Annotated in this window: 18 protein-coding genes; 3 read left to right on the forward strand and 15 right to left on the reverse strand. The window is 68.1% G+C overall.

All coding sequences use genetic code 11. The features are described from left to right. Positions 1-25 precede the first annotated feature (25 nt). The 12 genes from ACFOPH_RS12260 to ACFOPH_RS12315 form a co-directional block, all read right to left on the reverse strand. Positions 26-3,499: a response regulator gene (locus tag ACFOPH_RS12260; RefSeq protein WP_312549529.1), complete on the reverse strand. Its 3,474-nt coding sequence runs from the start codon at positions 3,497-3,499 to the stop codon at positions 26-28. Between the two features lie 98 nt (positions 3,500-3,597). Further along, the gene (gene uvrA / locus ACFOPH_RS12265; protein ID WP_379735505.1) at positions 3,598-6,171 is read right to left on the reverse strand and encodes an excinuclease ABC subunit UvrA; all 2,574 of its coding nucleotides are present in this window, start codon (positions 6,169-6,171) and stop codon (positions 3,598-3,600) included. A gap of 238 nt (positions 6,172-6,409) precedes the next feature. Next, positions 6,410-7,696, reverse strand: coding sequence for a glycosyltransferase (locus tag ACFOPH_RS12270; protein ID WP_379735507.1), 1,287 nt, complete (start codon positions 7,694-7,696; stop codon positions 6,410-6,412). Between the two features lie 25 nt (positions 7,697-7,721). After that, positions 7,722-8,789 carry an SDR family oxidoreductase gene (locus tag ACFOPH_RS12275; protein ID WP_379735509.1) on the reverse strand — a complete coding sequence of 356 codons (1,068 nt, stop codon included), beginning with the start codon at positions 8,787-8,789 and terminating at the stop codon, positions 7,722-7,724. Between the two features lie 122 nt (positions 8,790-8,911). After that, a complete protein-coding gene (locus ACFOPH_RS12280; protein WP_312551400.1) occupies positions 8,912-9,247 on the reverse strand; it encodes a DUF805 domain-containing protein in 336 nt (111 codons plus the stop codon). 138 nt (positions 9,248-9,385) lie between these two features. After that, positions 9,386-9,922 carry a pyridoxamine 5'-phosphate oxidase family protein gene (locus tag ACFOPH_RS12285; protein WP_312551398.1) on the reverse strand — a complete coding sequence of 179 codons (537 nt, stop codon included), beginning with the start codon at positions 9,920-9,922 and terminating at the stop codon, positions 9,386-9,388. Between the two features lie 68 nt (positions 9,923-9,990). After that, positions 9,991-10,416 (reverse strand): GFA family protein, encoded by a 426-nt coding sequence (locus ACFOPH_RS12290; protein ID WP_312551396.1) that lies wholly within the window; start codon positions 10,414-10,416, stop codon positions 9,991-9,993. Between the two features lie 70 nt (positions 10,417-10,486). Continuing rightward, positions 10,487-10,951, reverse strand: a complete 465-nt coding sequence (locus ACFOPH_RS12295; RefSeq protein WP_312551394.1) for a MarR family winged helix-turn-helix transcriptional regulator — start codon at positions 10,949-10,951, stop codon at positions 10,487-10,489. Between the two features lie 8 nt (positions 10,952-10,959). Continuing rightward, positions 10,960-11,763, reverse strand: coding sequence for an alpha/beta hydrolase family protein (locus ACFOPH_RS12300; protein ID WP_379735511.1), 804 nt, complete (start codon positions 11,761-11,763; stop codon positions 10,960-10,962). Then, positions 11,736-11,876, reverse strand: coding sequence for a hypothetical protein (locus tag ACFOPH_RS12305; RefSeq protein WP_379735513.1), 141 nt, complete (start codon positions 11,874-11,876; stop codon positions 11,736-11,738). The genes ACFOPH_RS12300 and ACFOPH_RS12305 overlap by 28 nt, the downstream gene beginning before the upstream one ends. A 154-nt stretch (positions 11,877-12,030) precedes the next feature. Next, complete coding sequence (locus ACFOPH_RS12310) at positions 12,031-12,498, reverse strand: cyanophycin metabolism-associated DUF1854 family protein (protein ID WP_379735515.1); 468 nt, start codon at positions 12,496-12,498, stop codon at positions 12,031-12,033. A 2-nt stretch (positions 12,499-12,500) separates the two neighbouring features. Next, positions 12,501-14,786, reverse strand: coding sequence for a cyanophycin metabolism-associated ABC transporter (locus tag ACFOPH_RS12315; RefSeq protein WP_312551390.1), 2,286 nt, complete (start codon positions 14,784-14,786; stop codon positions 12,501-12,503). Between the two features lie 318 nt (positions 14,787-15,104). On the opposite strand from ACFOPH_RS12315, the gene ACFOPH_RS12320 reads away from it, so the two are divergent. The 3 genes from ACFOPH_RS12320 to ACFOPH_RS12330 all read left to right on the forward strand — a co-directional run bounded on the left by ACFOPH_RS12320 (position 15,105) and on the right by ACFOPH_RS12330 (position 20,745). After that, positions 15,105-17,279 (forward strand): cyanophycin synthetase, encoded by a 2,175-nt coding sequence (locus ACFOPH_RS12320; RefSeq protein WP_379735517.1) that lies wholly within the window; start codon positions 15,105-15,107, stop codon positions 17,277-17,279. A gap of 94 nt (positions 17,280-17,373) precedes the next feature. Continuing rightward, on the forward strand, positions 17,374-19,944 hold the full coding sequence (gene cphA / locus ACFOPH_RS12325) for a cyanophycin synthetase (protein ID WP_312551386.1): 2,571 nt from the start codon (positions 17,374-17,376) through the stop codon (positions 19,942-19,944). 174 nt (positions 19,945-20,118) lie between these two features. Then, on the forward strand, positions 20,119-20,745 hold the full coding sequence (locus ACFOPH_RS12330; protein WP_312551384.1) for a LysE family translocator: 627 nt from the start codon (positions 20,119-20,121) through the stop codon (positions 20,743-20,745). A gap of 10 nt (positions 20,746-20,755) precedes the next feature. Here the strand turns inward: ACFOPH_RS12330 and ACFOPH_RS12335 are convergent, their stop codons facing one another. The 3 genes from ACFOPH_RS12335 to ACFOPH_RS12345 all read right to left on the reverse strand — a co-directional run bounded on the left by ACFOPH_RS12335 (position 20,756) and on the right by ACFOPH_RS12345 (position 26,467). Next, positions 20,756-21,406, reverse strand: a complete 651-nt coding sequence (locus ACFOPH_RS12335) for a PEP-CTERM sorting domain-containing protein (protein WP_379735519.1) — start codon at positions 21,404-21,406, stop codon at positions 20,756-20,758. Positions 21,407-21,572: 166 nt separating this feature from the next. Continuing rightward, positions 21,573-23,765 (reverse strand): PAS domain S-box protein, encoded by a 2,193-nt coding sequence (locus tag ACFOPH_RS12340; protein WP_379735521.1) that lies wholly within the window; start codon positions 23,763-23,765, stop codon positions 21,573-21,575. Positions 23,766-23,902: 137 nt separating this feature from the next. Beyond that, a complete protein-coding gene (locus tag ACFOPH_RS12345; RefSeq protein WP_379735523.1) occupies positions 23,903-26,467 on the reverse strand; it encodes a hybrid sensor histidine kinase/response regulator in 2,565 nt (854 codons plus the stop codon). Between the last annotated feature and the right edge of the window lie 69 nt (positions 26,468-26,536).

Genomic DNA, 26,536 nt, shown 5'->3' on the forward strand with positions numbered 1-26,536 from the left:
ATGTCGATGTCGTCCGGACGATTCTTCAAACGCGCTCCATCGTGGGCATCCAGACCCGCAGCAGCGAGTACAGGCGGGCCAGGTCGATCGGCTTGGCCAGGTAATCGTTGGCGCCGGCGGCCAGGCATTGCTCCTGGTCATCCTTCATCGCCTTGGCGGTGATGGCGATGATCGGCAGGCGCTCGAAGCGGCCGTCCGCACGGATGCGGCGCGTCGCTTCCAGGCCATCCATGCCCGGCATCATCACGTCCATCAGCACCAGGTCGATGCCCGGCTCCTCGTCGAGCTTCGAGATGGCCTCGAAGCCATTGCGTCCGACCACGACGTTGGCGCCGCGCTGTTCGAGCGCGGAAGTCAGCGCGAACACGTTGCGCACGTCGTCGTCGACCAGCAGGATTGTACGCCCTTCGAACACACGGTCGCGTCCGCGCACGGCTTTCAGCATGTGCTGGCGCTCGGTCGAGAGCTGGGATTCGACCTTGTGCAGGAACAGGGTCACCTCGTCGAGCAGGCGCTCGGGCGAGCGCGCGCCCTTGATGATGATCGAGCGCGAATACTTCATCAGCTCGGCTTCCTCGTCGCGCGTCAGGTTGCGGCCGGTGTAGACGATCACCGGCGGGAAGGAGCACAGCTCTTCCTGCGACATGCGTTGCAGCAGCTCGTTGCCCTGCATGTCGGGCAGCTTCAGGTCGATGATCATGCAGTCGAAGATCTGGTCGTGCAGCAGGGCCAGCGCTTCCTCGCCCGAGCCGACCGCGGCGATCCGCACGTCCTCGTCGGCGATCAGCTGCACCACGCTGTCGCGCTGGCGCTCGTCGTCCTCGACCAGCAGCACGCGCTTGATCTGCTGCGCCGATTTTTCCTGCAGCTTGCGGAACACCTGCTCGAGCTGCTCGCGCGTGGTCGGTTTCAGGGCATAGCCGATCGCGCCCAGGTGCAGAGCCTCGCCGCCGTTGTCCATGCTCGACACCACGTGCACCGGGATGTGGCGGGTGGCCGGATTGTCCTTCAATTGCTGCAGCACCGACAGGCCGGAACCGTCCGGCAGGCGGATGTCGAGCAGGATCGCGTCCGGGCTTTGCGACGCGGCCAGCTCCAGGCCCTCGCCGGCGGTCAGCGCCACCAGGCAGCGGTAGTCGAGATCGTGCGCCAGGTCGTACAGGATGCGCGCGAAGTCGGGCTCGTCCTCGACCACCAGCACGGTGCGCACGCCCTCGCCGCTCTGCTCGCGGTCGTCCGGGAAGCGCGCGGAGGCCGCTTCGTCGGAGGCCGGGGCGGCCGCCGGCGGCGGCACCGGAATGCTCGGCCGGGGGGCACGCGGCAGTTGCGGCTCGTTGCGCGGCGGCGGCGGCGTGGCCGAGACCGCGCCGCTCTTCGGCAGGCTCAGGGTGAAGGTGCTGCCCTCGCCCGGTGTGCTCGCCACCACCAGGGTGCCGCCCAGGAGTCCGGTCAGGTCGCGCGAGATCGACAGGCCCAGGCCGGTGCCGCCGAAGCGGCGGCTGGTGGTGCCGTCGGCCTGGTGGAAGGCCTCGAAGATGCGTTCCTGCTGTTCGGGCGCGATGCCGATGCCGGAGTCGCTGACGCTGAACTGGACCCAGCCCTCGTCGGTCGCGCCCACGTGCAGGCTGACCGCGCCCTGCTCGGTGAACTTGACCGCGTTCGACAGCAGGTTCTTCAGCACCTGCTCGAGGCGCTGGCGGTCGGTGTGGATGGTGGCGGGCACGTTCGGCTCGACCGTCAGGCTGAAGGAGAGGTTCTTCTGCTTGGCCAGCGGTTCGAAGGTGCGGCCCAGGCCCTCGACGGTGCGGCGCAGCGGCAGGTCTTCCGGCAGCAGTTCGAGCTTGCCGGCCTCGACTTTCGAAATATCGAGGATGTCGTTGATCAGGTGCAGCAGGTCGTTGCCGGCCGAATAGATGGTCTGGGCAAAACGGACCTGCTCCTCGTTCAGGTTGCCAGGCACGTTGTCGGACAGCAGTTTCGCCAGGATCAGCGAGCTGTTCAGCGGCGTGCGCAGCTCGTGCGACATGTTGGCCAGGAATTCGGACTTGTAGCGGCTGGCGCGTTCCAGTTCCAGGGCGCGCGCGCGCAGCTGTTCCTGGGCCTCGGTCAGGGCCGCGTTCTTCATGTCCAGGTTCAGGGCCTGTTCGGCCAGCTGGTCGTTGGTCTGCTCCAGTTCCGCCTGCTGGTTTTCCAGGCTGGTCTGCGATTCTTCCAGCGCGCGCGACTGTTCTTCCAGTTCCTCGTTGGCGGTGCGCAGCTCTTCCTGCTGGACCTGCAGTTCCTCGTTCAGGGCCTGGGTTTCGGACAGCGCGTCCTGCAGGCGCTGGCGGTAGACCACGGCCGCGACCGAGGAGCCGACGGCGTCGCCGATCAGCTTCAGGAACTCGATGTCGCGCTCGCGCACGCCGTGCAGGAAGCCGATCTCGAGCACGCCCTTGACCTTGCCGAAGTTCGCGAACGGCGCGATCACCACTTCGCGCGGGGCGGTTTCGCCCAGGCTCGATGCGACCTTGATGTAGTCTTCCGGCAGTTCCTTGATCGTCAGCAGGCGGTTCTCGTTGGCCGCCTGGCTGGCCAGCGAGGCGCCCGGCGCGATGATCTTCGCGCGCTCCTCCTCGTTCGAGAAGCCGTAAGCGCCGATGCGGCGCAGCACGCCGTCGTCGCTGCGCACATACATGGCGGCGACGGAGCCGCCGAGGTAGCGCACCACCTGGTCGAGCACCGCCGGGGCCAGGCCCTCGAGGGTGTGCAGGCCGGCGCTCTTCGCCGCCAGCTCGGCCTGGCCGCTGCGCAGCCAGCCCTGGTGGCGCAGCTCGGCGTTGTGCTCGGCTTCGTTCTCCAGCACTTCCGTGTACGAATCCGACAGGCGCACCAGTTCGCGGCGGCCGAAGGCGGCCAGGGTGCCGCCCACGATCAGGGTGAACAGCAAGTAGAAGCCGACCGACCAGGTCGTCACCGAACGCGCGTCCTCGTTGCGCTCCTGCAGCACGGCGGTTTCGTTGACAATGAAGGCATTGAACTGGCCGCGCATGTCGTCGGTCAGGATCTTGCCGCGGCCGCTCTTGACAGACTCGGTCACGTCCTGCCCCGTGCGGCGGCGCTCGATCATCTCTTCGGTGTACTTGACCCATTCGGCGTGGGCGCGCCGCACCCGCGTCAGGCGGTCGGCCTGGGCCGGGTTGTCGTCGACCAGCTTGATGAGCCCGTCCAGTTCGGCCTCGACCTTGGGCTTGGAGACCACATAGGGACCGAGGAAGCTTTCGTCGCCGGCGATCAGGTAGCCGCGCATGCCGGTTTCCATTTCGGATACCAGCTTGCTGACTTCGGTGGCGCTGCCGATCACGCGCTGCGAATGCTCGACCCAATTGAGCACATTGATCAGGTAGGCGATGATCGCAACGAACACGCCGGCACTCAGCACGCTCAGGCCGAGGGGCAGCGCGACATTGCGTGTCAGGATGCGGCGAAACTGGGAATTATCGATGGAGGAGCCGGTCATTCGTTGCGATTATCTTAAGAAAAATATCCTAAGTTTAACGCAATTGTGAAATTGTTGGTCGGCTCAAGCGTGCGCGGGCTCATCCTTTGCGATTGTACTTACAACTGTAAATAGGGTCGCAGGTAAGGCGCGGTCCGGCTGGTCCGGTTCCGTGCGACCTGCTCGGGCGGACCGGCCGCGACCACGGTCCCGCCCTCGTCGCCGGCGCCGGGCCCGATGTCGATCACCCAGTCGCAGGCGGCAACCACGCGCATGGTGTGCTCGACCACCACCACCGTGTTGCCGGCATCGACCAGGCGCTGGAGCTGGACGATCAGGCGGTCGACGTCGGACGGGTGCAGGCCGGTGGTCGGCTCGTCCAGCACATATAAAGTGTTGCCGCGCCCGGTGCGCTGCAGCTCGGTGGCCAGCTTGATGCGCTGCGCCTCGCCGCCGGACAATTCCGTGGCCGGCTGGCCCAGGCGCAGGTAGCCCAGCCCGACCTCGCGCAAGACTTCCAGCGAGCGCTCGACCAGCGGCTCGCCGGCGAAGAAGTCAAATGCCGCGTCCACCGTCATGCCCAGCACCTCGGCGATGTTGCGGTCCTTGTAGGTCACTTCCAGCGTCTTCGCGTTGTAGCGTGCGCCGTTGCAGACCGGGCAAGGCGCATACACGCTGGGCAGGAACAGCAGCTCGACCATGACCGAGCCCTCGCCGGCGCAGTTCTCGCAGCGGCCCTTGGCGACGTTGAAGGAAAAGCGGCCGGCGTCGTAGCGCCGCGCCTTGGCCGTCTTGGTTGCGGCGAAGAGTTTGCGCACCTGGTCGAACAGGCCGGTATAGGTGGCCAGGTTCGAGCGCGGCGTGCGCCCGATCGGCTTCTGGTCGACCCGCACCATGCGCCGCACGGCGTCCATGCCGGCGACGATGCGGCCTTCGAGCGGCAGCGCCGCTTCCTGCTCCAGCTCGTCGCCTTCCTCGACTTCCGCTGCGGGCGCGCCCTGCCCCAGCGCCTGCGCCACCAGCTCGACCAGCACCTGGCTGACCAGGCTCGACTTGCCCGAACCGGAGACGCCGGTCACGGCCGTGAGCACGCCGAGCGGGAAGTCGACGTCCAGTTTATCGAGGTTGTTGCGGGTCACGCCTGCCAGGCGCAGCCAGGCGGCCGGCGCGCGTCGCGTGCGCGCTTCGGGCGCCGCCGTGTCGAACAGGTAACGGCGCGTCTGCGAGGCCTCGACCTTCTTCAGCCCTTGCGGCGGGCCGCTGTAGAGCACTTCGCCGCCGCGCTCGCCGGCGGCCGGGCCGACGTCGACGATCCAGTCGGCGCAGCGGATCACGTCCAGCGCATGCTCGACCACGAACAGCGAATTGCCCGAGGCTTTCAACTGGTCCAGCGCCGTGAGCAGGGCTTCGGTATCGGCCGGGTGCAGGCCGGCCGAAGGTTCGTCGAGCACGTAGACCACGCCGAACAGGTTCGAGCGCACCTGGGTCGCCAGGCGCAGGCGTTGCAGTTCGCCGGGCGAGAGCGTCGGCGTGCTGCGCTCCAGCGCCAGGTAGCCCAGCCCCAGGGCGAGGAGCACGTCGAGGCGCGCGACCAGGTCCTCGGCGATGCGGCGCGTGACGATCAGCTGCTCGGGATGCAGCTTCGCCTGGCGCGCAAGGTGTGGCAAATGCGCGGCGGCATCGCCGCTGGCATAGGGCTGCAGGAGACTGTGCAGGCGCGCCAGCGGCATGCGCGAGATGTCGGCGATGTCGACGCCGGCGAAGGTGACCGACAATGCTTCCTGGCGCAGGCGCTTGCCGCGGCACAGCGGGCACTCGGCACTGACCATGTAGCGCGCCACGCGCTTCTTCATCGAGGCGCTTTCGGTGTTGGCGAAGGTCTGCAGCACGTAGCGCTTCGCGCCGGTGAAGGTGCCCTGGTAGCTCGGCGTGTCCTTGCGCTTCAGGGCCTGCTTCGTTTCCTCGGGCGTGAGGCCGGCGTACACCGGGACGGTGGGCGTTTCGTCGGTGAACAGGATCCAGTCGCGGTCCTTCTTCGGCAGGTCGCGCCAGGGCGTGTCGACGTCGAAACCCATGGTGACCAGGATGTCGCGCAGGTTCTGGCCGTGCCAGGCCGGCGGCCAGGCGGCCACGGCGCGCTCGCGGATGGTGAGCGTATCGTCCGGCACCATCGACTGCTCGGTGACCTCGTACACGCGGCCCAGGCCCGAGCACTCGGGACAGGCGCCTTCGGGGGTGTTCGGCGAGAAGGATTCGGCGTAGAGCAGCTCCTGGCCCGGCGGATAGTCACCGGCGCGCGAATACAGCATGCGCAACGAGTTCGACAGGGTGCTCACGCTGCCGACCGAGGAGCGCGTGGTCGGCGAGCCGCGCTGCTGCTGCAGGGCGACCGCCGGCGGCAGGCCGTCGATCTCGTCGACTTCCGGCACCGGCATCTGGTGGAACAGGCGGCGCGCGTAGGGCGAGACCGATTCCAGGTAGCGCCGCTGGGCTTCCGCGTACAGGGTTCCGAAGGCGAGCGAGGACTTGCCCGAGCCGGAGACGCCGGTGAACACGACCAGGGCGTCGCGCGGGATCTCGAGTTCGACGTTCTTCAGGTTGTGTTCGCGCGCCCCGCGCACGCGCACGTAGCCGGGGCGGCCCTGGCCGCCCTGTGCCGGTTTGCTCGGGTTGTCCTCGGTTTTTCGGCGCATCGTTGTTCCTGTTTCCTTCGTTATCGTCATTAAAGCGTGCCCGGCCGGGGAAGACGGTGCGGTAACACACGCACCGCTTTCGTAGGGTGGGTTCTCGAACCCACGCGGTACGGCACATGCGCTGCGTGGACGCATGCATGCAACCGATGAGCACGCGCGCCGAGGGCGTCGTGCGAGATCGCCGCTGCGCCGCCGGTGAGACCGCGTGGGTTCGAGAACCCACCCTACCAGGGCGCGGTCAATACACCCGTCGGGTGGACAGCGCGGTGGACAAGGTTTCCAGCGCCGTCACCACCGCGTCCATGCCGGGATCACTTCCGAAGTTCTGCGCCACAGCCCGGCAATGCCCGCGCAGGTGCTCGTCGTCGAGCAGCTTGCCCAGGCAGCGCACCAGGCGCCTAGAGCTGACGCGGGTCGCCGGCAGGCTGTGCCCCACGCCGAGCGCCTCGACCCGCGCGCCGTTGTCGAACTGGTCGTGCGCGAGCGGCACCACCAGTTGCGGCGTGCCCGCCTGCAGGGCTTCGGCCGTGGTGCCGATGCCGCCGTGGTGCACCAGCACCGACACCTGCGGCAACAAGGCGCGCAGCGGCACGTAGTCCTGCCACAGGACGTGGCGCGGCAAGGGGTCCGGCAGCTGGTCGCGGTGCGGCGTCAGGAACACGGCGCGCTCGCCGAGCAGGCGCGCCGCCTCGGCCGCGTGTTCGAAATAGCTGCGCGCCTGGCGGTTGCCGGTGCCGGGCGTGAACGCCAGCGGGCGCCCGCCCTGGCGCAGGAAGTGACGCAACTCCTCGGACAAGGGCGCGTCCGGGTCCGGGTCGTACAGCGGGAAGCTGCTGCGCACCAGCGGCTGCGGCCAGTCCGGCTGGGTCGGCGCGAACCACTCGGGAAACAGCGCGATCGACAGGTCGGCCACCCCCGGAATGTAGTCGACCAGGGACGCGACCGGCGCCAGGCCGGCCCGGCGGCGCGCCGCGTTCACGTCGGGCAGCGCCACCGGGTCCAGCAGGCGCGCGCCGATGCCGCGCCACAGCCGGCGCCGCAAGCCGTGCGGCACCCAGCGCGGCACGCGCCAGGGGCCCAGCATCAAGGGGTCGTGCACGGTCGGCAGGTTGGACGGCGCGAGATAGGCGGCGGCGATGCGCAGGCCGGGCCGCGTGGCGCGGCACAGGTCGGCCTCGGGCAAGGCCAGCGGGTGGACCAGCATGGTGCACTTCTCCCCTGCCGGCAACGCCTCGACAAAGGCCGGCACGCGCGCCATGGCCGGACGCGTCGCGCGCCAGACCACGGCCAGGCCGCGGGTCGGATGCCACAGGTCGGGATGGTCGAGCACCGCCTCGTCCGCCGGCAGGCCGTGGAAAGGCAGGCCGGCGGCATCGACGAAGGGGCCGTGCTGCTCCGGCCCGAGGAAGCTGACGCGGTGCCCGGCCGCGCGCAGCGCCAGCGCCATGCGCAGGAAGGGAAACAGGTCGCCGGCCGAGCCGATCGTCACCAGCACGATGTGCATCGGAGTGCGGGCGATGTCCACGGCCGGCCTCCCCGTCAGGCTCCGCTTATGGAATCAGCCGCTCGGCGCGCAGGCGCGCGAACAGGTCGAAGAAGGAGTCGTCGGTGGCCTGGTAAGCGCTGAAGCCGAGACGGCGGCTGTTGGCCATGTCGGTCATGACTTCGAGCGGACGGCCGAGGTCGAGATCCGTGTGCCAGGCCGAGGCCAGGCGGTCGAGGTCGGGCTCGGCCAGGTCGTGGCGGGTGGCGATCTCGCGCCAGAGCGCGTGGTCGTTGCCCATCGCGGCCTCCAGCGGCTGGACCTGCCCGTTGTAGCCGGCCGCCTCCACGCCGAACCAGTCGGCCAGTTTCGGCCACAGCCAGCTCCAGCGGAACACGTCGCCGTTGACGATGTTGAAGGCCTCGTTTTTCGCCGCGTCGGTATCGGCGGCCCAGGCCAGCTGCTTGGCCAGCATGCGCGCATCGGTCACGTCGGACAAGCCTTTCCACTGCGCCTCCGAGCCGGGGAACTGGAACGGGCGCCCGGTCTCCTTGCAGATGCTGGCGTAGACGGCCAGCGTGGTGCCCAGGTTCATGGCATTGCCGACCGCCAGGCCGATGATGGTGTGCGGGCGGTGGATCGACCAGGTGAAGCGGTCGCGTTCGGCGGCGGCGTAGACCTCGTCTTCCTGGGCGTAATAGAAATTCTCCAGCGGCAGGCGCGGCTGGCTTTCGCGCAGCGGCGTGTCGGGCAGCGTGCCCGAGCTGGCATAGGCCTCGAAGGGGCCGAGGTAGTGCTTCAGGCCGGTGACCAGGGCGACGTGGCGCACGCTCTTCTGCAGCGACAGCGCGTCCAGCAGGTTGCGCACCAGCGCGGCGTTGACGCGGATGTTCTCGGCTTCGGTGTCCTGGCGCATCCAGGTGGTGATGAAGACGTGGGTCGGCGCAAGGTCCGCCAACGCGCGGCCGAGGGCGGCAGGGTCCATCAAGTCGGCTGCGACGTGGCGCACGCCCGGCAAGTCCTTCGGCGCGCGGCGCGACAGGCCGACCACCTCCCAGCCATTGGCAAGCAGTTCGCGTGCGAGATGATTACCGCCGATGCCGGTCACGCCCGCGATCAATGCTGTCCGTTTCATGAAACCCCCTTCTGTTCAAAAGTGGGCCCATTCTACTGGTTAGACGCAAATCGGGTGCACGGGTGCCCACGATGCGAACGGCCGGGGCCGTCGCATCGTGGGCACCATCGTCTCATTTCCTTTCAGGCGATGACGCGGCTGACGACGCCGTAGCGGTTCGGACGCGGCTCCTGGGCCAGGAACACGATCAGGATGATCCAGCCAACGATGGGGACGAACCAGATCAGCTGCCACCAGCCGCTGCGGTCGGTGTCATGCAGGCGGCGGGTAGCGGCGGCGATGTTCGGGATGAGCGTGGCGATCGAGAACAGCATCGACAGGCCATCGCTGATCAGGCTGAGGCCGAAGTTGCCGACGACAATAAACAGAAAGAACCACCAGTACTCGGAACGCGAAGCGGTTCCATCAAAGGTGGCGTATTTCTTGAAGCATTGCTCGATCGATTCGGTAAAGGTCATCCAGGGCTCCAGGCGGGACGGCCGCGCGCGGCGTGACCGTCGTGGTTAAATGCTCAACGCAAAGAGTATGTCACCGTGCAACAGTTTGCGCTATATCAAAGGAAAAATTACCCTGTGAGCATAGTCGATGGGATAAGCCTAGAGCGTGAGCCGGCCTTCGATCGAATCGTCCAGGGTCTTGCCGACCGCTGCGCCGACCAGCATCTTGGCGCCGGCCACTGCCTGGCCATGCTTGTTGTCCCAGTAATAGCCTTCGCGCGGCGTCACCTTGATGAGAGTGATGCGCGGATCGTCTTCGCCTTCCGTGAACCAGGTCTTCAGCGTGAAGTCCCACAGTTCCTTGATCTTCGCCTTGTCCCGCGAAATCGTCGCCTCGCCGTCCAGCTGGAGGAAACCGGCGTGCTTACTTTCCTGGAAGAACAGGATGACGGCGGGGTTGGCGGCCAGCTCCTGGTTCTTGTGGCTGTCGCTGGCGCTCATGAACCACAGGTTGCCGGCTTCATCCGCCTGCAGCACGCTCATCGGACGCACGCCGCGGCTGGGACCGGTATTCCCGCCGGTGCAGAAAAAGCAGGTCTTGGCCGTATCGGCGGTGTCGCGGATGCGCGCGATGGCATCAAGACCGCTCAGGTCGCGGCGGTTGGTTTCCGGCTGTTGCTGGTTGATCGAATCCATGGATGCCTCCTGGCAGGTGACGGTTCGCCAACTCTAGCGCCGCCGCCCGCCCCCGTATGTGCTGTGCTTCACCCAGCCGGTCGCTCTCCTCCCTGGCCTTCCGAACGCGTGCGCGGATAGGCCGGCAGGCCATCGCTCATGCGCATCCACGGCAGCCGATATTGATCGAAGGTATGGTCGCCGGGCGGCATGCGCGCCGGGTCGTCGAGCGTGGCGCTGGCGATGTCGATCTCGTCCGGATAGCGGCCGTCCTGGAAAGTCAGGGTGGTGCCGCAGGTCGCGCAGAAGCTGCGCAGGATGTGCTCGCTCGAACGGAAGGTGGCGGCGTTTCCCTGCGAAAAGCGGAAACCATCCATGCCAGTGCTGAACCAGGCCACGGCCGGCGCGCCGGCGATGCGCCGGCAATCGCTGCAATGGCACAGGGTGCTGTTGAAGGTGTCGCCGTCGACGACATAGCGCACTGCGCCGCAATAACATCCACCTTGCAAGATCATGATCGCTCCCGTTGGCCAACGCTGGCGTTCAGGATAAGCCAGCGCGCGCCGCGCTTCAAGCGCGCACGCCTCAGGCGTCCGCTCCCTGCCCCGCTCCGGTCACGCGCGCGCTGTGTTCCAGCCAACGCGCCACCACTTGCAGCTCGTCCTGGCTGAAGCCTGCCGTCAGTTGCGCGTTGAGTTCGGCCAGCACGACGTGCGCGCGGTCGCTGGCCTGGCGGCCGGCAGCGGTCAGGCGCAGGCGCGTCAGGCGCGCGTCGAAGGCATCGCCGACGCGCTCGACCAGCCCGGCCGCCTGCATGCGCTTGGACAGGTTGGTCACGGCGGCCGGCGCCACGTCCAGCGCCTGGGCGATCTCGCCGATGGCCGCCTCGTCGCGCGCGGCCAGCACGAACAGCAGCCCGGCCTGGGCGCCGCTGGCGCCTTCCCAGGCGTCTGGACGGCACTCGATCCAGCGCGCGATCGCCCGCTGGGCGCGGTTGACGAGGTAGACCAGGCGCGGCGGCCTGGCGCCGGGCGTTGTGCTGTCTTTCATGCTGTCTTTCATGCCGTCGCTCCGGCCGCCGCGCGCGGCGCGCCGAGCCTGGCCAGCAGCCAGGCGCCGGCATCGATCCACAGCGCCGCTTCGCAACGGCGCCGGAAAAAGCCCATGTGGCCGATACCGGCCAGGCCCAGCGCGCGCGCATCGACCTGCCGGCGCTCGAGCGGCGCGCCGGTGTAGCGCGACAGCAGGATGTCCATCGCCTGCTGATTGGCCCAGGGGTCGTCGCCGAAACCGAGCGCCAGCAGCGGGATGCGCACCTGCGCCATGCGCCCGGCCGCGTCGAGTGCGGGGTCGTCGAAGAAATAGCGCGGCAGCGTGGTCCAGCGGCTCCACTCCAGCATCACGCCGCGCGGCAGGTCTTCGCCGAGCCCGATGCGCCGGCCCGGCATGTAGCCGCAGACCGCGCACAGCAGCGGCGCGAGCAAGCGCATCACGCACCACACGCGCAGGCGCTCGGCGCGGCCGCGGATGGTGCGCGTGATGCCGGCATGGGTGGCCACCAGCAGTGCCGCGCGCAGCCTGCCGGTTTCGGGCGAAAGGCCGATCGCGTGGCCGCCGACGCTGTGCCCGACCGCCAGCAGCGGCAGATCGGGAAAGCGCGCCGCCGCCCAGCGCGTCACCGCGCCGACGTCTTCCAGCATCCACTGCGACATCGTCGCCTCGAAGCCGCGCAGATCGGACGGCCGCGACTGGCCGGTGCCGCGGTAGTCGTAGGTCAGCACGTGCAGGCCGAGGCCGCACAGGTAGCGGGCGAAAGCCTCATAAAAGCCTTGCGTCACCGCCGTGGCGGGATGGACCAGCACGAGGCCGCGCGCCTGCGGTGCGCGGAACAGCCGCGCGCCTGCGGTGCGCGGAACAGCCGCGCGCCGAGCTCGAAGCCGTTGGCGGTGGCAATGCGGATCGGTTCGGCGCTCATCGCGGACTCCATTATCGTTAACATGTTAACGACATTAGCAGCCCGGCGCCGGGCGGGCAAGCAAACGGCATGACGATTGGAGGAAGTACTCGAAAAAAGAACCGCCGCGGGGCCTGTTGGCCGTGCGGCGGTTTCAGTGCGTTTTTTGGTGCGCTTACAAGAAGCGATCCAGAATCTTGCGGCTGCCCTTGTCGATCTTGAACATGTCGCGCACCAGGAAATTGATGCCGTGGCTGTCCGCGATCAGCAGCGAAGCCTCGCCCACGCGGCGGATGTCCTCGTCGACCTTCAGCACGAACGCGGTGTCGCCGCGGTCGGTCGCCACAAGCCAGGTGCAGGGCGTGGCGAAGCTCGACACGCTCTTGATGGTGAGGATCTCGGGGATGAATTCGCGTCCTTCGAGTTCCTCGGTGACGAGCGTGCGGATCTCCTCGGGCACGGCCGCCAGGTCGTCGATCCAGGCGACTTCCTTGCCGCCGTCGCGCAGCAGCGAAATGCCGCGCGTTGGCGCCTGGATCGGGAAGGCGCGCACCGGCGTGATGCCGATCACTTCCTCTCCTTCCGTGCTGGTGAAGACCAGTTTGCCGAAGCTGTCGCGGCGCAATTGAAACGGGGTAGTCATTCTTAATCGTCCTTGTTGCCGTCGTCCATGTCCTGGTCCACGTTGCGCGCCTGCGCTTCGTAGAGGCGGTGGTAGGCGCCCTCGCGCGCCATCAGTTCGTCGTGGCTGCCCTCTTCCACCACCACGCCGCGGTCCAGCACGACCAGGCGATCCGCGCGGTGCAGGGTCGACAGGCGGTGCGCGATGGCGATCGTGGTGCGGCCCTGCACCAGGTTGTCGAGCGCCTTCTGGATTTCCTTCTCGGTTTCCGAGTCCACCGACGAGGTCGCTTCGTCCAGGATCAGGATCGGCGGATCGATCAGCAGGGCGCGCGCGATCGAGATGCGCTGGCGCTCGCCGCCCGACAGGCCCTGGCCGCGCTCGCCCACCATCGAATCGTAGCCCTGCGGCAGGCGCAGGATGAATTCGTGGGCGTGGGCGGCGCGTGCGGCGGCAATGATCTCCTCGCGCGTCGCATGTGGTTTACCGTAGGCGATGTTCTCGGCGATCGTGCCGAAGAACAGGAAAGGCTCCTGCAGCACCAGGCCGATGTTGCGCCGGTAATCGGCCACCGCAAACGATCGGATATCCTTGCCGTCGAGCAGGATCGCGCCTTCGGCCACGTCGTAGAAGCGGCAGATCAGGTTTACCAGGGTGCTCTTGCCCGAGCCGGAATGCCCCACCAGGCCGACCATCTCGCCGGCCTTGATGTTGAGCGAGATGCCGCGGTTCACCGCGCGGTTGCCGTAGCGGAAACCGACTTCGCGCAGCTCGATGTTGCCCTGCACCTTGTCGACCTTGATCGGGTCGACCGGGTCCGGCACGCTCGAGACATGGTCCAGGATGTCAAAGATGCGCTTGGCGGCCGAGGCCGACTTCTGCGTCACCGAGACGATGCGGCTCATGGAATCGAGCTTCACGTAGAAGCGGCCGCTGTAGGCGATGAAGGCTGTCAGGGTACCGACGGTGATGTCGCCGCGCGAGACCTGCCAGATGCCGAAGCACCAGATCACCAGCAGGCCGAGTTCGGTAAGAAAGGAAACCGTCGGCGAGAACAGCGACCAGACCTTGTTCAACTTATCGTTGACCGCCAGGTTGTGCTTGTTCGCCTCGCGGAAGCGCGCGGCTTCGCGCTTTTCCTGAGCAAAGGCCTTCACCACGCGGATGCCGGGGATGGTATCGGCCAGCACATTGGTCACTTCGCCCCAGACGCGGTCGATCTTCTCGAAGCCGGTGCGCAGCCTGTCGCGCACGACGTGGATCATCCAGGCGATGAAAGGCAGCGGCACCAGCGTGACCAGGGCCAGCCAGGGGTTCATGGAGAACAGGATCACGCCCGTCATGATGATCAGGAGGACGTCCGACAGGAAGTCGAGCAGGTGCAGCGACAGGAACACGCTGATCCGGTCCGAGCCGCTGCCGATGCGCGCCATCAGGTCGCCGGTACGCTTGCCGCCGAAGTATTCCAGCGACAGGCGCAGCAGGTGTTCATAGGTGGTCGAGCGCAGGTCGGCGCTGATGCGCTCGGAAGCCAGCGCCAGCACGTAGGTCTTGCCCCAGCCCAGCGCCCAGGCCAGCAGCGCCGCCCCGAACAGGCCGCCCATATATAGAAAGACGAGCGAGGTGTCGATGGTCTGGCCGTTCTGGTACGGGATCAGGACATTGTCCATCAGCGGCTTGGTCAGGTAGGGCGGGATCATGTGGGCGCCGGTCGAGCCGAGCATCAGCAGGAAGCCCAGGATCAGCTGGCCCTTGTAGGGCCTGGCGAAACGCCACAGCCGGAACAGGGTCCAGGTCGAGGGCGGCGTGTGCAGCACCTTGGTGCAGATCGGACAATCTTCCTGGTCCGGCTCGAGCGGCGCCTTGCAGCTCGGGCAGGTGTGCTGCTCGGGCGGCTGCACCGCGACGCCGGTGGCGACGCTTTTCACCTGCTCGTTGAAGCCGTCCACCACCCGGATCGCGTGCAGGTTCTGGCCCAGCGTGAAACGCCAGGACGCCAGCAGGCCCTGCTGGTCGACCAGTTCGATGTGGCCGACGCCGGCGTGGTCGTGGTGGCGCAGTTCCAGGCCCGGCTGGTAGGGCCAGGCGCGCCAGGCCGTGTCGCCCGGCGCGCGCGCCAGCAGACGGCTTGTCGTGACGACAATAATTCCTTTGACGAAACGTAATTTCGCGTCGAGGTCAACCTCCACGCTGTTTAAAACGTTTTCCCCTGGTGCAAGCTGTTTCCGCACCTCATCCTGCCACGCATCGGGCAGGAAACTGGCGGCGAGCGCCAGCGCGGTCGGAGAAGCAAGTTGTTGAGTTGTCATTATGTGATGCCGCCCTTGACGGGCTAGTCCTGAATAGAGGGGTAACGCGGTGACCGGCTCGGCGGTTTACTTGAAAGGTGGAATTATTTTGCCGGGGTTGACACCTTGGCACGTCGCTGCGAGTGCCGGAAAACCGGCGACGAAAGCGAATTGGCAGAATCCGGCGCGCCGCTGTAAGCTTCGCGCCGGCAAAAGTATACAGCATGCGTACCGCAGCGACCCGCATCGACCCGTTTGGGTGCGGTAACGCACAGGCAGAAAAACATAGGCAACGCCATCATGGTGCACGAGCGGACCGTGGCGGCAAGACATCGATACATGACAAAGAAGAATGACATCAAGTTTCTCCGTGTGACTCACCTGCGCGGCCCGAACATCTGGACCTACCGTCCGGTGATCGAGGCCTGGCTCGACATCGGCGAGCTGGAAGACTTCCCCTCGAATAAACTGCCTGGCTTTACCGAACGCCTCACGGGCTGGCTGCCGGGCCTGGTCGAACACCGCTGCGGCGTCGGCGAGCGCGGCGGCTTCATCGAACGCCTGCACGGCGGCACCTGGGCCGGCCACATCCTCGAACACATCGTGCTCGAGCTGCAGAACATGGCCGGCATGAAGACCGGCTTCGGCAAGACCCGCTCGACCGGCGAACACGGCGTCTACAAGATGGCCTTCCGCACCCGCGACGCCGTTGTCGGCCGCGCCGCGCTGGAGGCCGGCCACCGCCTGATGATGGCCGCCATCAATGACGAAGCCTTCGACCTGCCCGCCACCGTGAAGCAGCTGACCGAGCTGGTCGACCGCTACTGCCTGGGCCCCTCGACCGCCAACATCGTCGACGCCGCCACCGATCGTCGCATTCCCTCGATCCGCCTGACCGAAGGCAACCTGGTGCAGCTCGGCCACGGCGCCGCCCAGCGCCGCATCTGGACCGCCGAGACCGATCGCACCAGCGCCATCGGCGAAGGCATCGCCAGCGACAAGGACCTGACCAAGAGCCTGCTCGCCTCGTGCGGTGTGCCGGTGCCGGAAGGTGCCCTGGTACGCAGCGCGGACGCGGCCTGGGAAGAAGCCCAGGACATCGGCCTGCCGGTGGTAATCAAACCCGTCGACGGCAACCATGGCCGCGGCGTGACCCTGAACCTGATGACTGAAGCCGACGTGCGCGCCGCCTATGCGATCGCAGCGAAGGAAGGCGACAGCAGCGCGGTGCTGGTCGAGCGCTTCATTCCGGGCAACGAGCACCGCCTGCTGGTGGTCGGCAGGAAGGTCGTGGCCGCCGCGCGCGGCGAAGCGCTGTGGGTGACGGGCGACGGCAAGTCCAGCGTGAGCGCGCTGTGCGACAGCCAGATCAACATCGACCCGCGCCGCGGCGACAGCGAGGAATTCCCGCTCGGCCGCGTCGATCCGAAGGACCCGGTGATCCTGCTCGACCTGCAGCGCCAGAACCTGACGCCCGACGCGATTCCGCAGGACGGCCAGCGCGTACTGATCCAGCCGAACGGCAACGTCGCCGACGACGTCACCGATATCGTGCATCCGGACGTGGCCCATGCCGCCGCCCTGGCAGCGCGCGTGGTGGGACTCGACATCGCCGGCATCGACCTGGTCTGCGAAGACATCACGCGCCCGCTGCAGGAGCAGCGCGGCGCCATCATCGAAGTCAATTCCAGCCCGGGCCTGCTGGCCCACATCAAGCCGGCCAGCGGCGAGCCGCGCAACGTCGGCAAGGCCATCGTCGAACACCTGTTCGCGGACGGCGAGACCGGCCGCATCCCGCTGGTGGGCGTCACCGGCACGCTCGGCACCAGCCTGATCGCGCGCCTGCTCGGCTGCCTGCTCAATGCCGCCGGCAAGCATGCGGGCGTGGCCAACGGCGAGGGCCTCTACCTCGACGGCCGCGAAGTGCAGAAAGGCGACTGCACCGGCTTCGCCGCGGGCGAACGCCTGCTCATCAACCGCAACATGGAAGCGGCCGTGTTCGAATCGAACGCGCGCAGCATCCTGCTTGAAGGCCTGCCCTACGACCGCTGCACGGTGGGCGTGGTGACCGACATGGGCAAGCTCGACGACGTGGCGGAGTTCCACATCCGCGACCAGGAGGCGCTGGCCAACGTCGTGCGCAGCCAGGTCGACGTCATCCTCTCCGAAGGCGCGGCGGTGCTGAACGCGGCCGATCCCGAAGTGGTCAAGCTGGCCGAACTGTCCGACGGGCGCGTGATCTTCTACGCGATGGACGAGCAGAACGACGCCATGCAGGCCCACCGCGCCGCCGGCGAGCGCGTCGTCTTCGCCCGCGACAACCACATCATGCTGGCCGAAGGCGCGCGTGAAACCGCCCTGCTCGACCTCGGCAAGATCAAGCCGGCCACCGTCAAGCACCCGGCCAGCATCCTCGCGGCGGTCGCCGCGGCCTGGGCGCTCGACCTGCCGCACGACCTGATCTGCGGCGGCCTGCGCGCTTTCGATGCCACGCCGAAGAAAACGATTTATTGAACACACGGCCCGGTGCGCCGGAGCCGAAGAACATGACGCCGCCGCTGCCCGCCCCCGGGCACAGGCCGGCTGTCCCTAAAAGGATTGAAGGTTTATGGAAGTATCACGCGTACGGGCCCTGCGTGGCCCCAACCTCTGGAGCCACCACACCTCGGTCGAGGCCATCGTCGCCTGCACGCCCGAGGAAGAATCGATCGGCAGCCTGCCAGGCTTCGAGACGCGCCTGCGCGCCCGCTTCCCCCAGCTCGGCCAGCTGCAGCCTTTCGGCCACGACGACACCATCCCGCTGGCGCACGTACTCGAGATCGCCGCGCTCGAGCTGCAGGCCCAGGCCGGCTGCCCGGTGACCTTCTCGCGCACCACCGCCACCGTCGAAACCGGCATCTACCAGGTGGTGGTCGAGTACTCCGAGGAAGACGTCGGCCGCCTGGCACTGGAACTGGCCCGGCAACTGATCGAGGCCGCGCGCAGCGACGCGCCCTTCGACCTGCAGGCGGCGCTCGCCCAGCTGCGCGACCTCGACGAGGACGTGCGCCTCGGCCCGTCGACCGGTTCCATCGTGCAGGCCGCCGTGGCCCGCAACATCCCCTACCGCCGCCTGACCGAGGGTAGCCTGGTCATGTTCGGCTGGGGCAGCAAGCAGCGCCGCATCCAGGCCGCCGAGATCGACGCCACCGGCGCGATCGCCGAGACCATCGCCCAGGACAAGGAGCTGACCAAGAAGCTGCTCGATGCCGCCGGCGTGCCGGTGCCGCTGGGCCGCACCGTGACCGATCCGATTGATGCCTGGGCGGCGGCCCAGGAAATCGGCCTGCCGGTGGTGATCAAGCCGAAGGACGGCAACCAGGGCAAGGGCGTGACGGTCAACATCACGACCCGCGAACAGATCGTGGCCGGCTTCAACGCCGCCTCCGAATTCCGCGACGACGTCATGGTCGAGCGCTACCTGCCGGGCCACGACTACCGCCTGCTGGTCATCGGCGACAAGCTGGTGGCCGCCGCGCGCCGCGACCCGCCCAGCGTGGTCGGCGACGGCGTGCACACCGTGCGCCAGCTGGTCGACACCGTGAATCTCGACCCGCGCCGCGGCAGCGGCCACTCGACCTCGCTGACCAGGATCCGCTTCGACGACATCGCCCTGGCCAGCCTGGCCAAGCAGGGCATGAACGCCGACTCGGTGCCGCCAAAAGGCCAGCGCGTCATCCTGCGCAACAACGCCAACCTCTCGACCGGCGGCTCGGCCACCGACGTCACCGACGACGTGCATCCGGAAGTGGCGGCGCGCGCGATCGCGGCGGCGCACATGGTCGGCCTGGACATCTGCGGCGTCGACCTGGTCTGCGACAGCGTCCTGAAACCGATCGAAGACCAGCGCGGCGGCATCGTCGAAGTAAACGCCGCGCCGGGCCTGCGCATGCACCTGGCGCCCTCGTTCGGCAAGCCGCGCGCGATCGGCGAAGCGATCGTCGACATGCTGTTCGAGGAAGACGACGACGGCCGCATCCCGGTGGTCGCCGTGACCGGCACCAACGGCAAGACCACCACCGTGCGCCTGATCGCCCACATGCTCGGCACCTCGGGCCTGCGCACCGGCATGACCAACACCGACGGCGTCTACATCGAAGGCCGCCGCATCGACAGCGGCGACTGCAGCGGCCCGCGCAGCGCGCGCAACGTGCTGCTGCACCCGGACGTGGACGCGGCCGTGTTCGAGACCGCGCGCGGCGGCCTGCTGCGCGAAGGCCTGGCCTTCGACCGCTGCCAGGTGGCGGTGGTGACCAACGTCGGCGCCGGCGACCACCTCGGCCTGAACTACATCACCACGCTGGAAGACCTGGCGATCCTGAAGCGCGTGATCGTGCAGAACGTCGCCGAGGGCGGCATGGCGGTGCTGAACGCCGCCGACCCGATCGTCGCCGACATGGCCAGCTTCACCCGCGGCGACGTCACCTTCTTCGCCCAGGACGGCACCCTGCCGCTGATGGCCATGCACCGCGCGCAAGGCCGCCGCGCCGTCTTCGTCGAGGACGGCTTCCTGGTCTGCGCCCAGGGCAAGTTCGAACACCGCATCCCGCTGGCCGAGGTGCCGATCACCCGCGGCGGCGTGGTCGGCTTCCAGGTCGAGAACGTGATGGCTTCGGTGGCCGCGGCCTGGGGCGTCGGCATTTCCTGGGACAAGATCGCGCTCGGCCTGAAGACGTTTGTCGGCGAGAGCGACAATGCGCCGGGCCGCTTCAACGTCTTCGACTATCGTGGCGCGACCCTGATCGCCGACTACGGCCACAACCCGGACGCGATTTCCGCCCTGGTGTCGGCGGTGGAGAACATGCCGGCCAGGCGCCGCTCGGTCGTGATCAGCGGCGCCGGCGACCGCCGCGACCAGGACATCACCCAGCAGACCCAGATCCTGGGCGCGGCCTTCGACGAGGTCCTGCTGTATGAAGACCAGTGCCAGCGCGGCCGCGCCGACGGCGAAGTGGTGGCGCTGCTGCGCCAGGGCCTGCAGGGCGCAGTGCGCACCGGCCACGTCGAGGAGATCCAGGGCGAGTTCGTCGCGATCGACCGCGCGCTGGCGCGTTTGAGCGAGGGCGATTTGTGCCTGATCCTGATCGACCAGGTCGACGAGGCGCTGGCGCATATCGCCAAGCGCGTCGCGGAGGCTTGATCCGCGGCTGTGTCATCGATTGCCAAATGCGTCGTTGACGCACGATAATCGATCAACGTAGGGTGGGCGCCCCGTGCCCACGCGTGGCGTTTGCGTCGTGTTGGCGTTTATGAAGCGCAGCGTCAAATCATCGTTCACGCGTGGGCACGGGGCGCCCACCCTACAAATACCGCCATGCTCGCACCCGAACAATTCCTGGGCTTCCTGCTCGCCGCCGTCCTGATCACCGCCTCCCCGGGCCCCGACAACCTGATGGTGCTGGGCCTGGGCATGTCCAAGGGCCGCAGGCAGGGCATGGTGTTCGGCCTGGGGTGCGCGCTCGGCTGCCTGAGCCACACGCTGCTGGCCGTGCTCGGGGTGAGCGCGCTGATCGCCGCTTCGCCGGTCGCCTTCACGGCGCTGCGCGTGGGCGGCGGGCTGTATCTGGTCTGGCTGGGCTGGAACGCGCTGCGCAGCCAGGGCGGCAGCAAGGCCGCCGACGGCGCGCAAGCGCCGCAGACGCTGCGCAGCCTGTTCGCCAAAGGCCTGGTCGCGAACGCGATCAACCCGAAAGTGGTGCTCTTCTTCCTCTCGCTGCTGCCGCAGTTCGTGATTCCCGCCAACGGCCAGGTGCCGGGCCAGATGCTGGCCCTGGGCGTGACCTTCACGCTCCAGGCGGCGATCCTGTTCGGCCTGCTCGGCTATTTTGCCGGGGCGATTGGCGCCTGGCTCAATCGCAAGCCCGGCGCCGGCAAGTGGCTCGACCGCATCGCCGGCACCGTGTTCGTCGCGCTGGGCGTGAAGCTCATCGTGGCGCGTTAGGACGACGTACTCACGAGCGCTTGCGCACCGCGCGCATCCCCAGCAATCCCAGTCCCAGCAGCGCGAGCGAGGCCGGCTCCGGCACCGGCGCCGGCGGGTCGGTCTCGACGTCCAGCCGCGCCGAGAAGAATTCGAGCGGATCGCCCGGGAAGAAATCCTGGATCAGCAAGGTCCAGCGTCCATACACGTCCATGCCGTCGAAGGCGGACAGCGCGCCGGCCGGACGGAAACTTCCCGCCGCGAGATGCGGGCCGGCGTCCTGCTCCGCCTCGTCGTCGAAGACCAGGCGCACCCGTCCCGCGCCGGCGTTGCCCGCGCCGTAGGTGTCGTAGGCGCGCACCAGGTCGACCGTCGTGCCGTCCGGCGCCATCAGCGCCAGCGAGAATTCGTCCTCGTAGGGCGCGCCCTGGCCGCGGCAGGCGCCGCCTTGCGGTCCGAGCGGCGGGTCGTCGCATTTCGACAGGCTGACGATGAGGTTGAGGTCGAGGATACTGCCGTGGAATCCGACGTTGAAACTGCGCGTTCCTTCGCTGCCGTCGAACACGCCGTAGCGCGTGTTGCTGGCGATGACGGTGGCCCCGGCGCCGGCCGGGAAGAGGCAGGCAATCAACGGGATCGCGGCGGCCGCAGCGGCGGCAAGGTGGTGCTTGGCTTTGCTCATGACGCTCCTTTCGTGTGATTGAAAGGAGGAAGCAAGTTCTGCACCACGGCCGGCAGCCCATGCAGAATCAATAACTTACGGGATTATTGTTAAATATCTACCCGGAAAATGTAAAAATTACCGTCACCACCCGGACAGCCGCCCGCCCAGGCAGGAGCGACGGGCCTCAGGCGTTCTCGCCGGTCTCGCGGCGCGGCAGCAGGCCGTGCACGATCACCGACAGCCGCTCCACCGACAGCGGCTTGCCGAGGTGGGCCGAGTAGCCGGACGCGCGGGCCTCGGCGATGTCGCCGTCGCGGCGCATGCCGCTGATCGCGATCGCCGGCAACTTGGCCAGTTTCGGGTTGGCGCGCACGCGGCGCAGGAAGTCGTAGCCGTCGATCTCCGGCATCGAGATGTCGGAAATGAGCAGGTCGACCTGTTCGCGCTCGAGGATCTCCAGGCCCTTGGCGGCGCTGGTGGCCTCGAACACGATGGCGCCGCTGGTCTCGAGCAACGACTTGAAGATGAGCAGCATCTCTTCCATGTCGTCGACCACCAGGATGCGCAGCCCGGCCATGCTGTCGTCGCCCCTGCCGCCCTCGCCCGGCAGCGGCGCGGCATCGCTGTCGAGCAGTGGCAGCCAGAGGGTGAAGCGCGCGCCCTTGCCGATGCCTTCCGAGTGGGCCTCGACGCGGCCGCCGTGCAGGGCGGCGATCTCGCGCACCAGCGCCAGGCCGATGCCCAGCCCGCCCTTGGAGCGCGTGGTCACCGCGACGCTCTGCCCATACATGTCGAACACGTGCGGCAGGAAGGACGGCGCGATGCCCTGGCCGCTGTCGACGACGTCGATACGCACTTGGCCTTCCTCGCGGCCGAGATGCACCTCGATGCGCCCGCCCTTGGGCGTGAACTTCAGCGCATTGCTCAGCAGGTTCATCAGGACCTGCTCCAGGCGCACGGCGTCGGCCATCACGTACACGCCGTCGACGCCGCCGCTCAGCGCGATGTCGACGTCGTTCGCGGCCGGATCGGCGCGCATCACCTCGACGATGCCGCGCACCACCATGTCGGGCAACACCGGCGCCATCGTCAGCGACAGCTTGCCGGTACGCACGCGCGACATGTCCATCAGGTCGTCGATGATCTTGGCCTGGCTCATCACCGAATTGCGGATGATCGATGCGGCGCGCAGGAACGTCGGCGAGAGGCGCAGTTCGGGCATGCGCGCCAGCAGCTCGATGTTAATGTTGATCATGTTCAGCGGATGGCGCAGCTCGTGCGCCATCACGGTCAGGAATTCGTCCTTCAGCGCGACCGCGTTGGCGGCGTCCGAGCGCATCGCCTGCTCGCGCGCGGCCGAGGCATGCTCGCGCGCCTGCTCCTGGCGTTCGCGCGCGGTCACGTCGCGCGCGATCTTGGCGTAACCGTTGATGTCGCCGTTGCGCAGCGGCGTGGTGACGCCGCTGCAGAAGAAGCGGCTGCCGTCCTTGCGCAGGTGCCAGCGCTCGTCCTCGGCGCGGCCGTCCGCGCGCGCGCGGCGCAGCTCCCTGGCCGGCACGTCGGCCGCGCGGTCTTCGGGCACGAACAGCATGTCGAGCTTCTGGCCGAGCATTTCCTGCTCGCCGTAGCCGAACAATTGTTCCGCCCCTTTGTTCCAGCTGGTGGCGCGGCCCTCCTCGTCCATCGTGATGATGGCGTAGTCGTAGGCGCTCTCGGCCACCAGGCGCATGCGCGCTTCACTGGCGCGCGCCTGTTCCTCGGCCTGGCGGCGCGCCGTGATGTCGAAGAAGGTCATCACCGCGCCTTCGATGCGGTCCTCGTTGGTGCGGTAGGGCAGCAGGCGCACGATGTAGTAGCGGCCCTCGATCGAGCGCACCTCGCGCTCGACCAGGCGCAGCGTGTCGAAGGTGGCGCCGACGTCCTCGGCCAGCTGGTCGTAGTCGAGCTTGTGGGTCAGGTCGAGCAGCGAACGGCCGACGTCGGAGGCGATGATCGAGAACAGGTCGGCCGCGCGCGGCGTGAAGCGCTTGATGCGCAGGCCGCTGTCGACGAAGATGGTGGCGATGTCGGTCGAAGCGATCAGGTTGTTCAGGTCGTCGTTGGCCTTGCCGGTCTCCTCGACCTTCACCTTCAGTTCATCGTTGACGGCGACAAGCTCCTCGTTGACCGATTGCAGCTCTTCCTTGCTGGTTTCCAGTTCCTCGATGGCCGAGCGGAGTTCCTCGTTGAAAGCCAGAAGTTCCTCGAACGAGACTTCAGCGTTCCCGATTGTTTCCGGCAACCGCTCGCGCTTGTCGACGATCGGAAAGTCGAGGCTCCCGGGGACAATGCCGGGCTCGGCGGGTGGCGTAACGGGCGCGTTCGCAGGATCGTGCATCGTCGGCAGGTCGATTGGTCAAGGCGCAAGTCTGGACGAAGAGTGACACGCTTTTAGCGCATTGTAAAAAGTTTTATGCAACCCGGCTGAAGGATTGAAGATGAACAACGATTCCAGGACGACAATTCCTTCCCGGCTCAGCCTTGCACCGCTGCCCGCGCCAGGATCGCCGCCACCTGCTCCGGCATCGCCGGCTTGAGCAGGTGCGCGTCGAAGCCGGCCTCGCGCGAGCGCCGCCGGTCTTCCTGGGCGCCCCAACCGGTCACGGCGACCAGCGGCACGGCCGCCAGCCCCGGCAGGCCGCGGATCGCGCGCCCCGCCTGGTAGCCGCCCATGCGCGGCATGCCGATGTCGAGGAAGACCAGTTCGGGCTGCATGTTGCCGGCAAGTTCGACCGCCTCCCGGCCGTCGTGCGCCACGCGGACCTCGTGGCCGCCCAGTTCCAGCAGCGCGCGCAGCGTGTCGGCGGCGTCGACGTTGTCGTCCGCGACCAGCACGCGCAAGGGCCGGATGGGCACGGCCGGCGCCGGCGCGGCCGCCGGGTCGCGCGCCGGGGCCGGCGCCGTGCCCAGCGGCAAGCGCACGGTGAAGGTGCTGCCCAGGCCCGGACCGGGACTGGCCGCGGTGACGCTGCCGCCGTGCAACTGCACCAGGTGGCGCACCAGCGCCAGGCCGATGCCCAGCCCGCCGCGCGAGCGGTCGATGCTGCGCGCGACCTGGGTGAACATGTCGAACACCGCGGGCAGCGACTCGGCGCCGATGCCGATGCCGATGCCGGTGTCGCTGACGGCGATCACGGCCTGCCCGTCCTCGACCCGCGCCTCGACCGCGATGCGCCCGCCGCGCGGCGTGTACTTGGCCGCGTTCGACAGCAGGTTGCTCAGCACCTGGCTGATGCGCACCCGGTCGACCTCGAGCGGGAGCGGCGCCTCGGGCAGGCGCACCGACAGCGCGTGCCCGGCCGCCTCGACCAGCGGCAGGCTGGTCTCGACCGCGCCGGCCACCACCGCCTCGAGCGTGACCGGCTCCGTCTTGAGCACCAGCTTGCCGCTGGAGACGCGCGCGATGTCGAGCAGGTCGTTGATCAGGTGGACCATGTGGCCGACCTGGCGCTCCATCATGGCGCGCACGTTGGCCTGGGTTTCCGGCTTGTTCGCCGCCAGGCGCAGCAGCTCGAGGCCGTTGCGGATCGGCGCCAGCGGGTTGCGCAGCTCGTGCGCCAGCGTCGCCAGGAATTCGGACTTGCGGCGGTCGGCCTCGCGCAGCGCCTCGGTCGAGCGCACCCGCTCGATGTGGGCCCAGCAGCGCTCGACCACGGCCTCGACCAGCGCCACTTCGCCTTCGGTCCAGGCGCGCGGATGGCGCTGGTGCACCGCCATCATCGCCACCAGCCTGCCCTGCTTGACCAGCGGGCAGCAGATGATGGCCTTGATGCCGATCCGGTTGAACATCTCGAAGCCGTCGCCGGCGGACAGCTCGGCATCGACGTCGTCGATCAGGAGCGTGCGCCCGATGCGCAGGTTGGAGGTGGCGCGGGAGCCGAACAGGTCGAGCGAATACACGCCGACGCTGCTCGCCACGCCGGCCTCGTGCCAGTCGTGGCGGATGGTGAAGCGGTCGTTGTCGGGTTCGAGGTCGGCATAGGCGACGCGGGTGACGCCCAGGTGCTCGCCGAGCAGGCGCGTGGCCTCCTCCATGATCGCCGCCGGGTCGGCGGCGATGCGGGTCGCCTCGCCGATCTCGTCGAGCAGGCGCAGGCGCTCCTCGACCCGGCGGCGCTCGGTGATGTCGAGCGTGGTGCCGATCAGGCGCAGCGCCTGCCCGGCCGCGTCGCGGATCATGCGGCCGCGCACGCTGATCCAGCGCTCGCGGCCGTCGAACCGGCCGACGGTGCGGAACTCGTCGGCGTACACCTCTTCCAGCGCCGCTCCGGTCGGCGCCAGCAGCGCCTGGAAACGCGCCCCGACGCGCACGCGGTCCTTCGGATGGAGCGCCTCGTTCAGGGTAAACACCGTCGGCATGACGCCGGGCGGCAGCCCGTAGTGCTCGCGCGTGCGCGGGCTCCAGACCACTTCGCCGGTCCGCATGCCGAATTCGAACATGCCCAGCTGGGCCGCATCGGCGGCGATTTCCAGCTTTTCCTTGCTGGCCGCCAGTTCCGCCAGCGCGGCGTCGCGCTCGGCCTGGGAGGCCACCTTGGCCGTCGTTTCGGTGCAGGCGCAGAACACCCCGGCAATGACGCCGCGCTCATCGCGCACCGCGCTCAGGGAAAGGCTGGCGTACATCTGCTCGGGGTAGCCGTTGCGCTGCAGGACGAAAGGATGGTCCTCGACCTGGAAGGGCTCGCCGCGCAGCGCCGCCGCCAGCATCGGCTCGACGGTCTCCCAGATGTCGGCCCAGACTTCGCGGAAGGGCTGGCCGAGGATGCGTTCCGGCCGACGCGCGCGCGCGCCGAGGATCTGGCGGTAGGCATCGTTGTAGAGCAGGCAGAGTTGCGGCCCCCAGGCGACGTACATCGGCTGGCTCGATCCCAGCATGATGCCGACGGCGGTGCGCAGCGGCTGCGGCCAGCCGGCGAGCGGCCCGAGCGGGCTGGCGCGCCAGTCCAGGCCGCGCAGCACCGCGCCCATCTCGCCGCCGCCGGAAGCAAATGCGAGGTCGCCGGCGTGCGGGTCGGATGGATGGGCTGGCAGGTGGTTCATCGGTGAGCTGGACGGAATTCTGAGATGCGAAAAAATGTTTTATCGTTGGCACAATAGCACTTCCGCACG

This window comes from Massilia haematophila, assembly GCF_042647645.1.
Classification (GTDB): Bacteria; Pseudomonadota; Gammaproteobacteria; order Burkholderiales; family Burkholderiaceae_D; genus Telluria; species Telluria haematophila.

Coding starts and splice junctions, on each gene's coding strand:
- ACFOPH_RS12290 (WP_312551396.1), bottom strand. CDS start 10,416: ATGATCTTGCAAGGTGGATGTTATTGCGGCGCAGTGCGCTATGTCGTC.
- ACFOPH_RS12295 (WP_312551394.1), bottom strand. CDS start 10,951: ATGAAAGACAGCACAACGCCCGGCGCCAGGCCGCCGCGCCTGGTCTAC.
- ACFOPH_RS12340 (WP_379735521.1), bottom strand. CDS start 23,765: ATGCACGATCCTGCGAACGCGCCCGTTACGCCACCCGCCGAGCCCGGC.
- ACFOPH_RS12345 (WP_379735523.1), bottom strand. CDS start 26,467: ATGAACCACCTGCCAGCCCATCCATCCGACCCGCACGCCGGCGACCTC.
- ACFOPH_RS12285 (WP_312551398.1), bottom strand. CDS start 9,922: ATGGATTCGATCAACCAGCAACAGCCGGAAACCAACCGCCGCGACCTG.
- ACFOPH_RS12305 (WP_379735513.1), bottom strand. CDS start 11,876: ATGAGCGCCGAACCGATCCGCATTGCCACCGCCAACGGCTTCGAGCTC.
- ACFOPH_RS12275 (WP_379735509.1), bottom strand. CDS start 8,789: ATGAAACGGACAGCATTGATCGCGGGCGTGACCGGCATCGGCGGTAAT.
- ACFOPH_RS12320 (WP_379735517.1), top strand. CDS start 15,105: ATGACAAAGAAGAATGACATCAAGTTTCTCCGTGTGACTCACCTGCGC.
- ACFOPH_RS12310 (WP_379735515.1), bottom strand. CDS start 12,498: ATGACTACCCCGTTTCAATTGCGCCGCGACAGCTTCGGCAAACTGGTC.
- ACFOPH_RS12280 (WP_312551400.1), bottom strand. CDS start 9,247: ATGACCTTTACCGAATCGATCGAGCAATGCTTCAAGAAATACGCCACC.
- uvrA (WP_379735505.1), bottom strand. CDS start 6,171: ATGCGCCGAAAAACCGAGGACAACCCGAGCAAACCGGCACAGGGCGGC.
- cphA (WP_312551386.1), top strand. CDS start 17,374: ATGGAAGTATCACGCGTACGGGCCCTGCGTGGCCCCAACCTCTGGAGC.
- ACFOPH_RS12260 (WP_312549529.1), bottom strand. CDS start 3,499: ATGACCGGCTCCTCCATCGATAATTCCCAGTTTCGCCGCATCCTGACA.
- ACFOPH_RS12315 (WP_312551390.1), bottom strand. CDS start 14,786: ATGACAACTCAACAACTTGCTTCTCCGACCGCGCTGGCGCTCGCCGCC.
- ACFOPH_RS12335 (WP_379735519.1), bottom strand. CDS start 21,406: ATGAGCAAAGCCAAGCACCACCTTGCCGCCGCTGCGGCCGCCGCGATC.
- ACFOPH_RS12330 (WP_312551384.1), top strand. CDS start 20,119: ATGCTCGCACCCGAACAATTCCTGGGCTTCCTGCTCGCCGCCGTCCTG.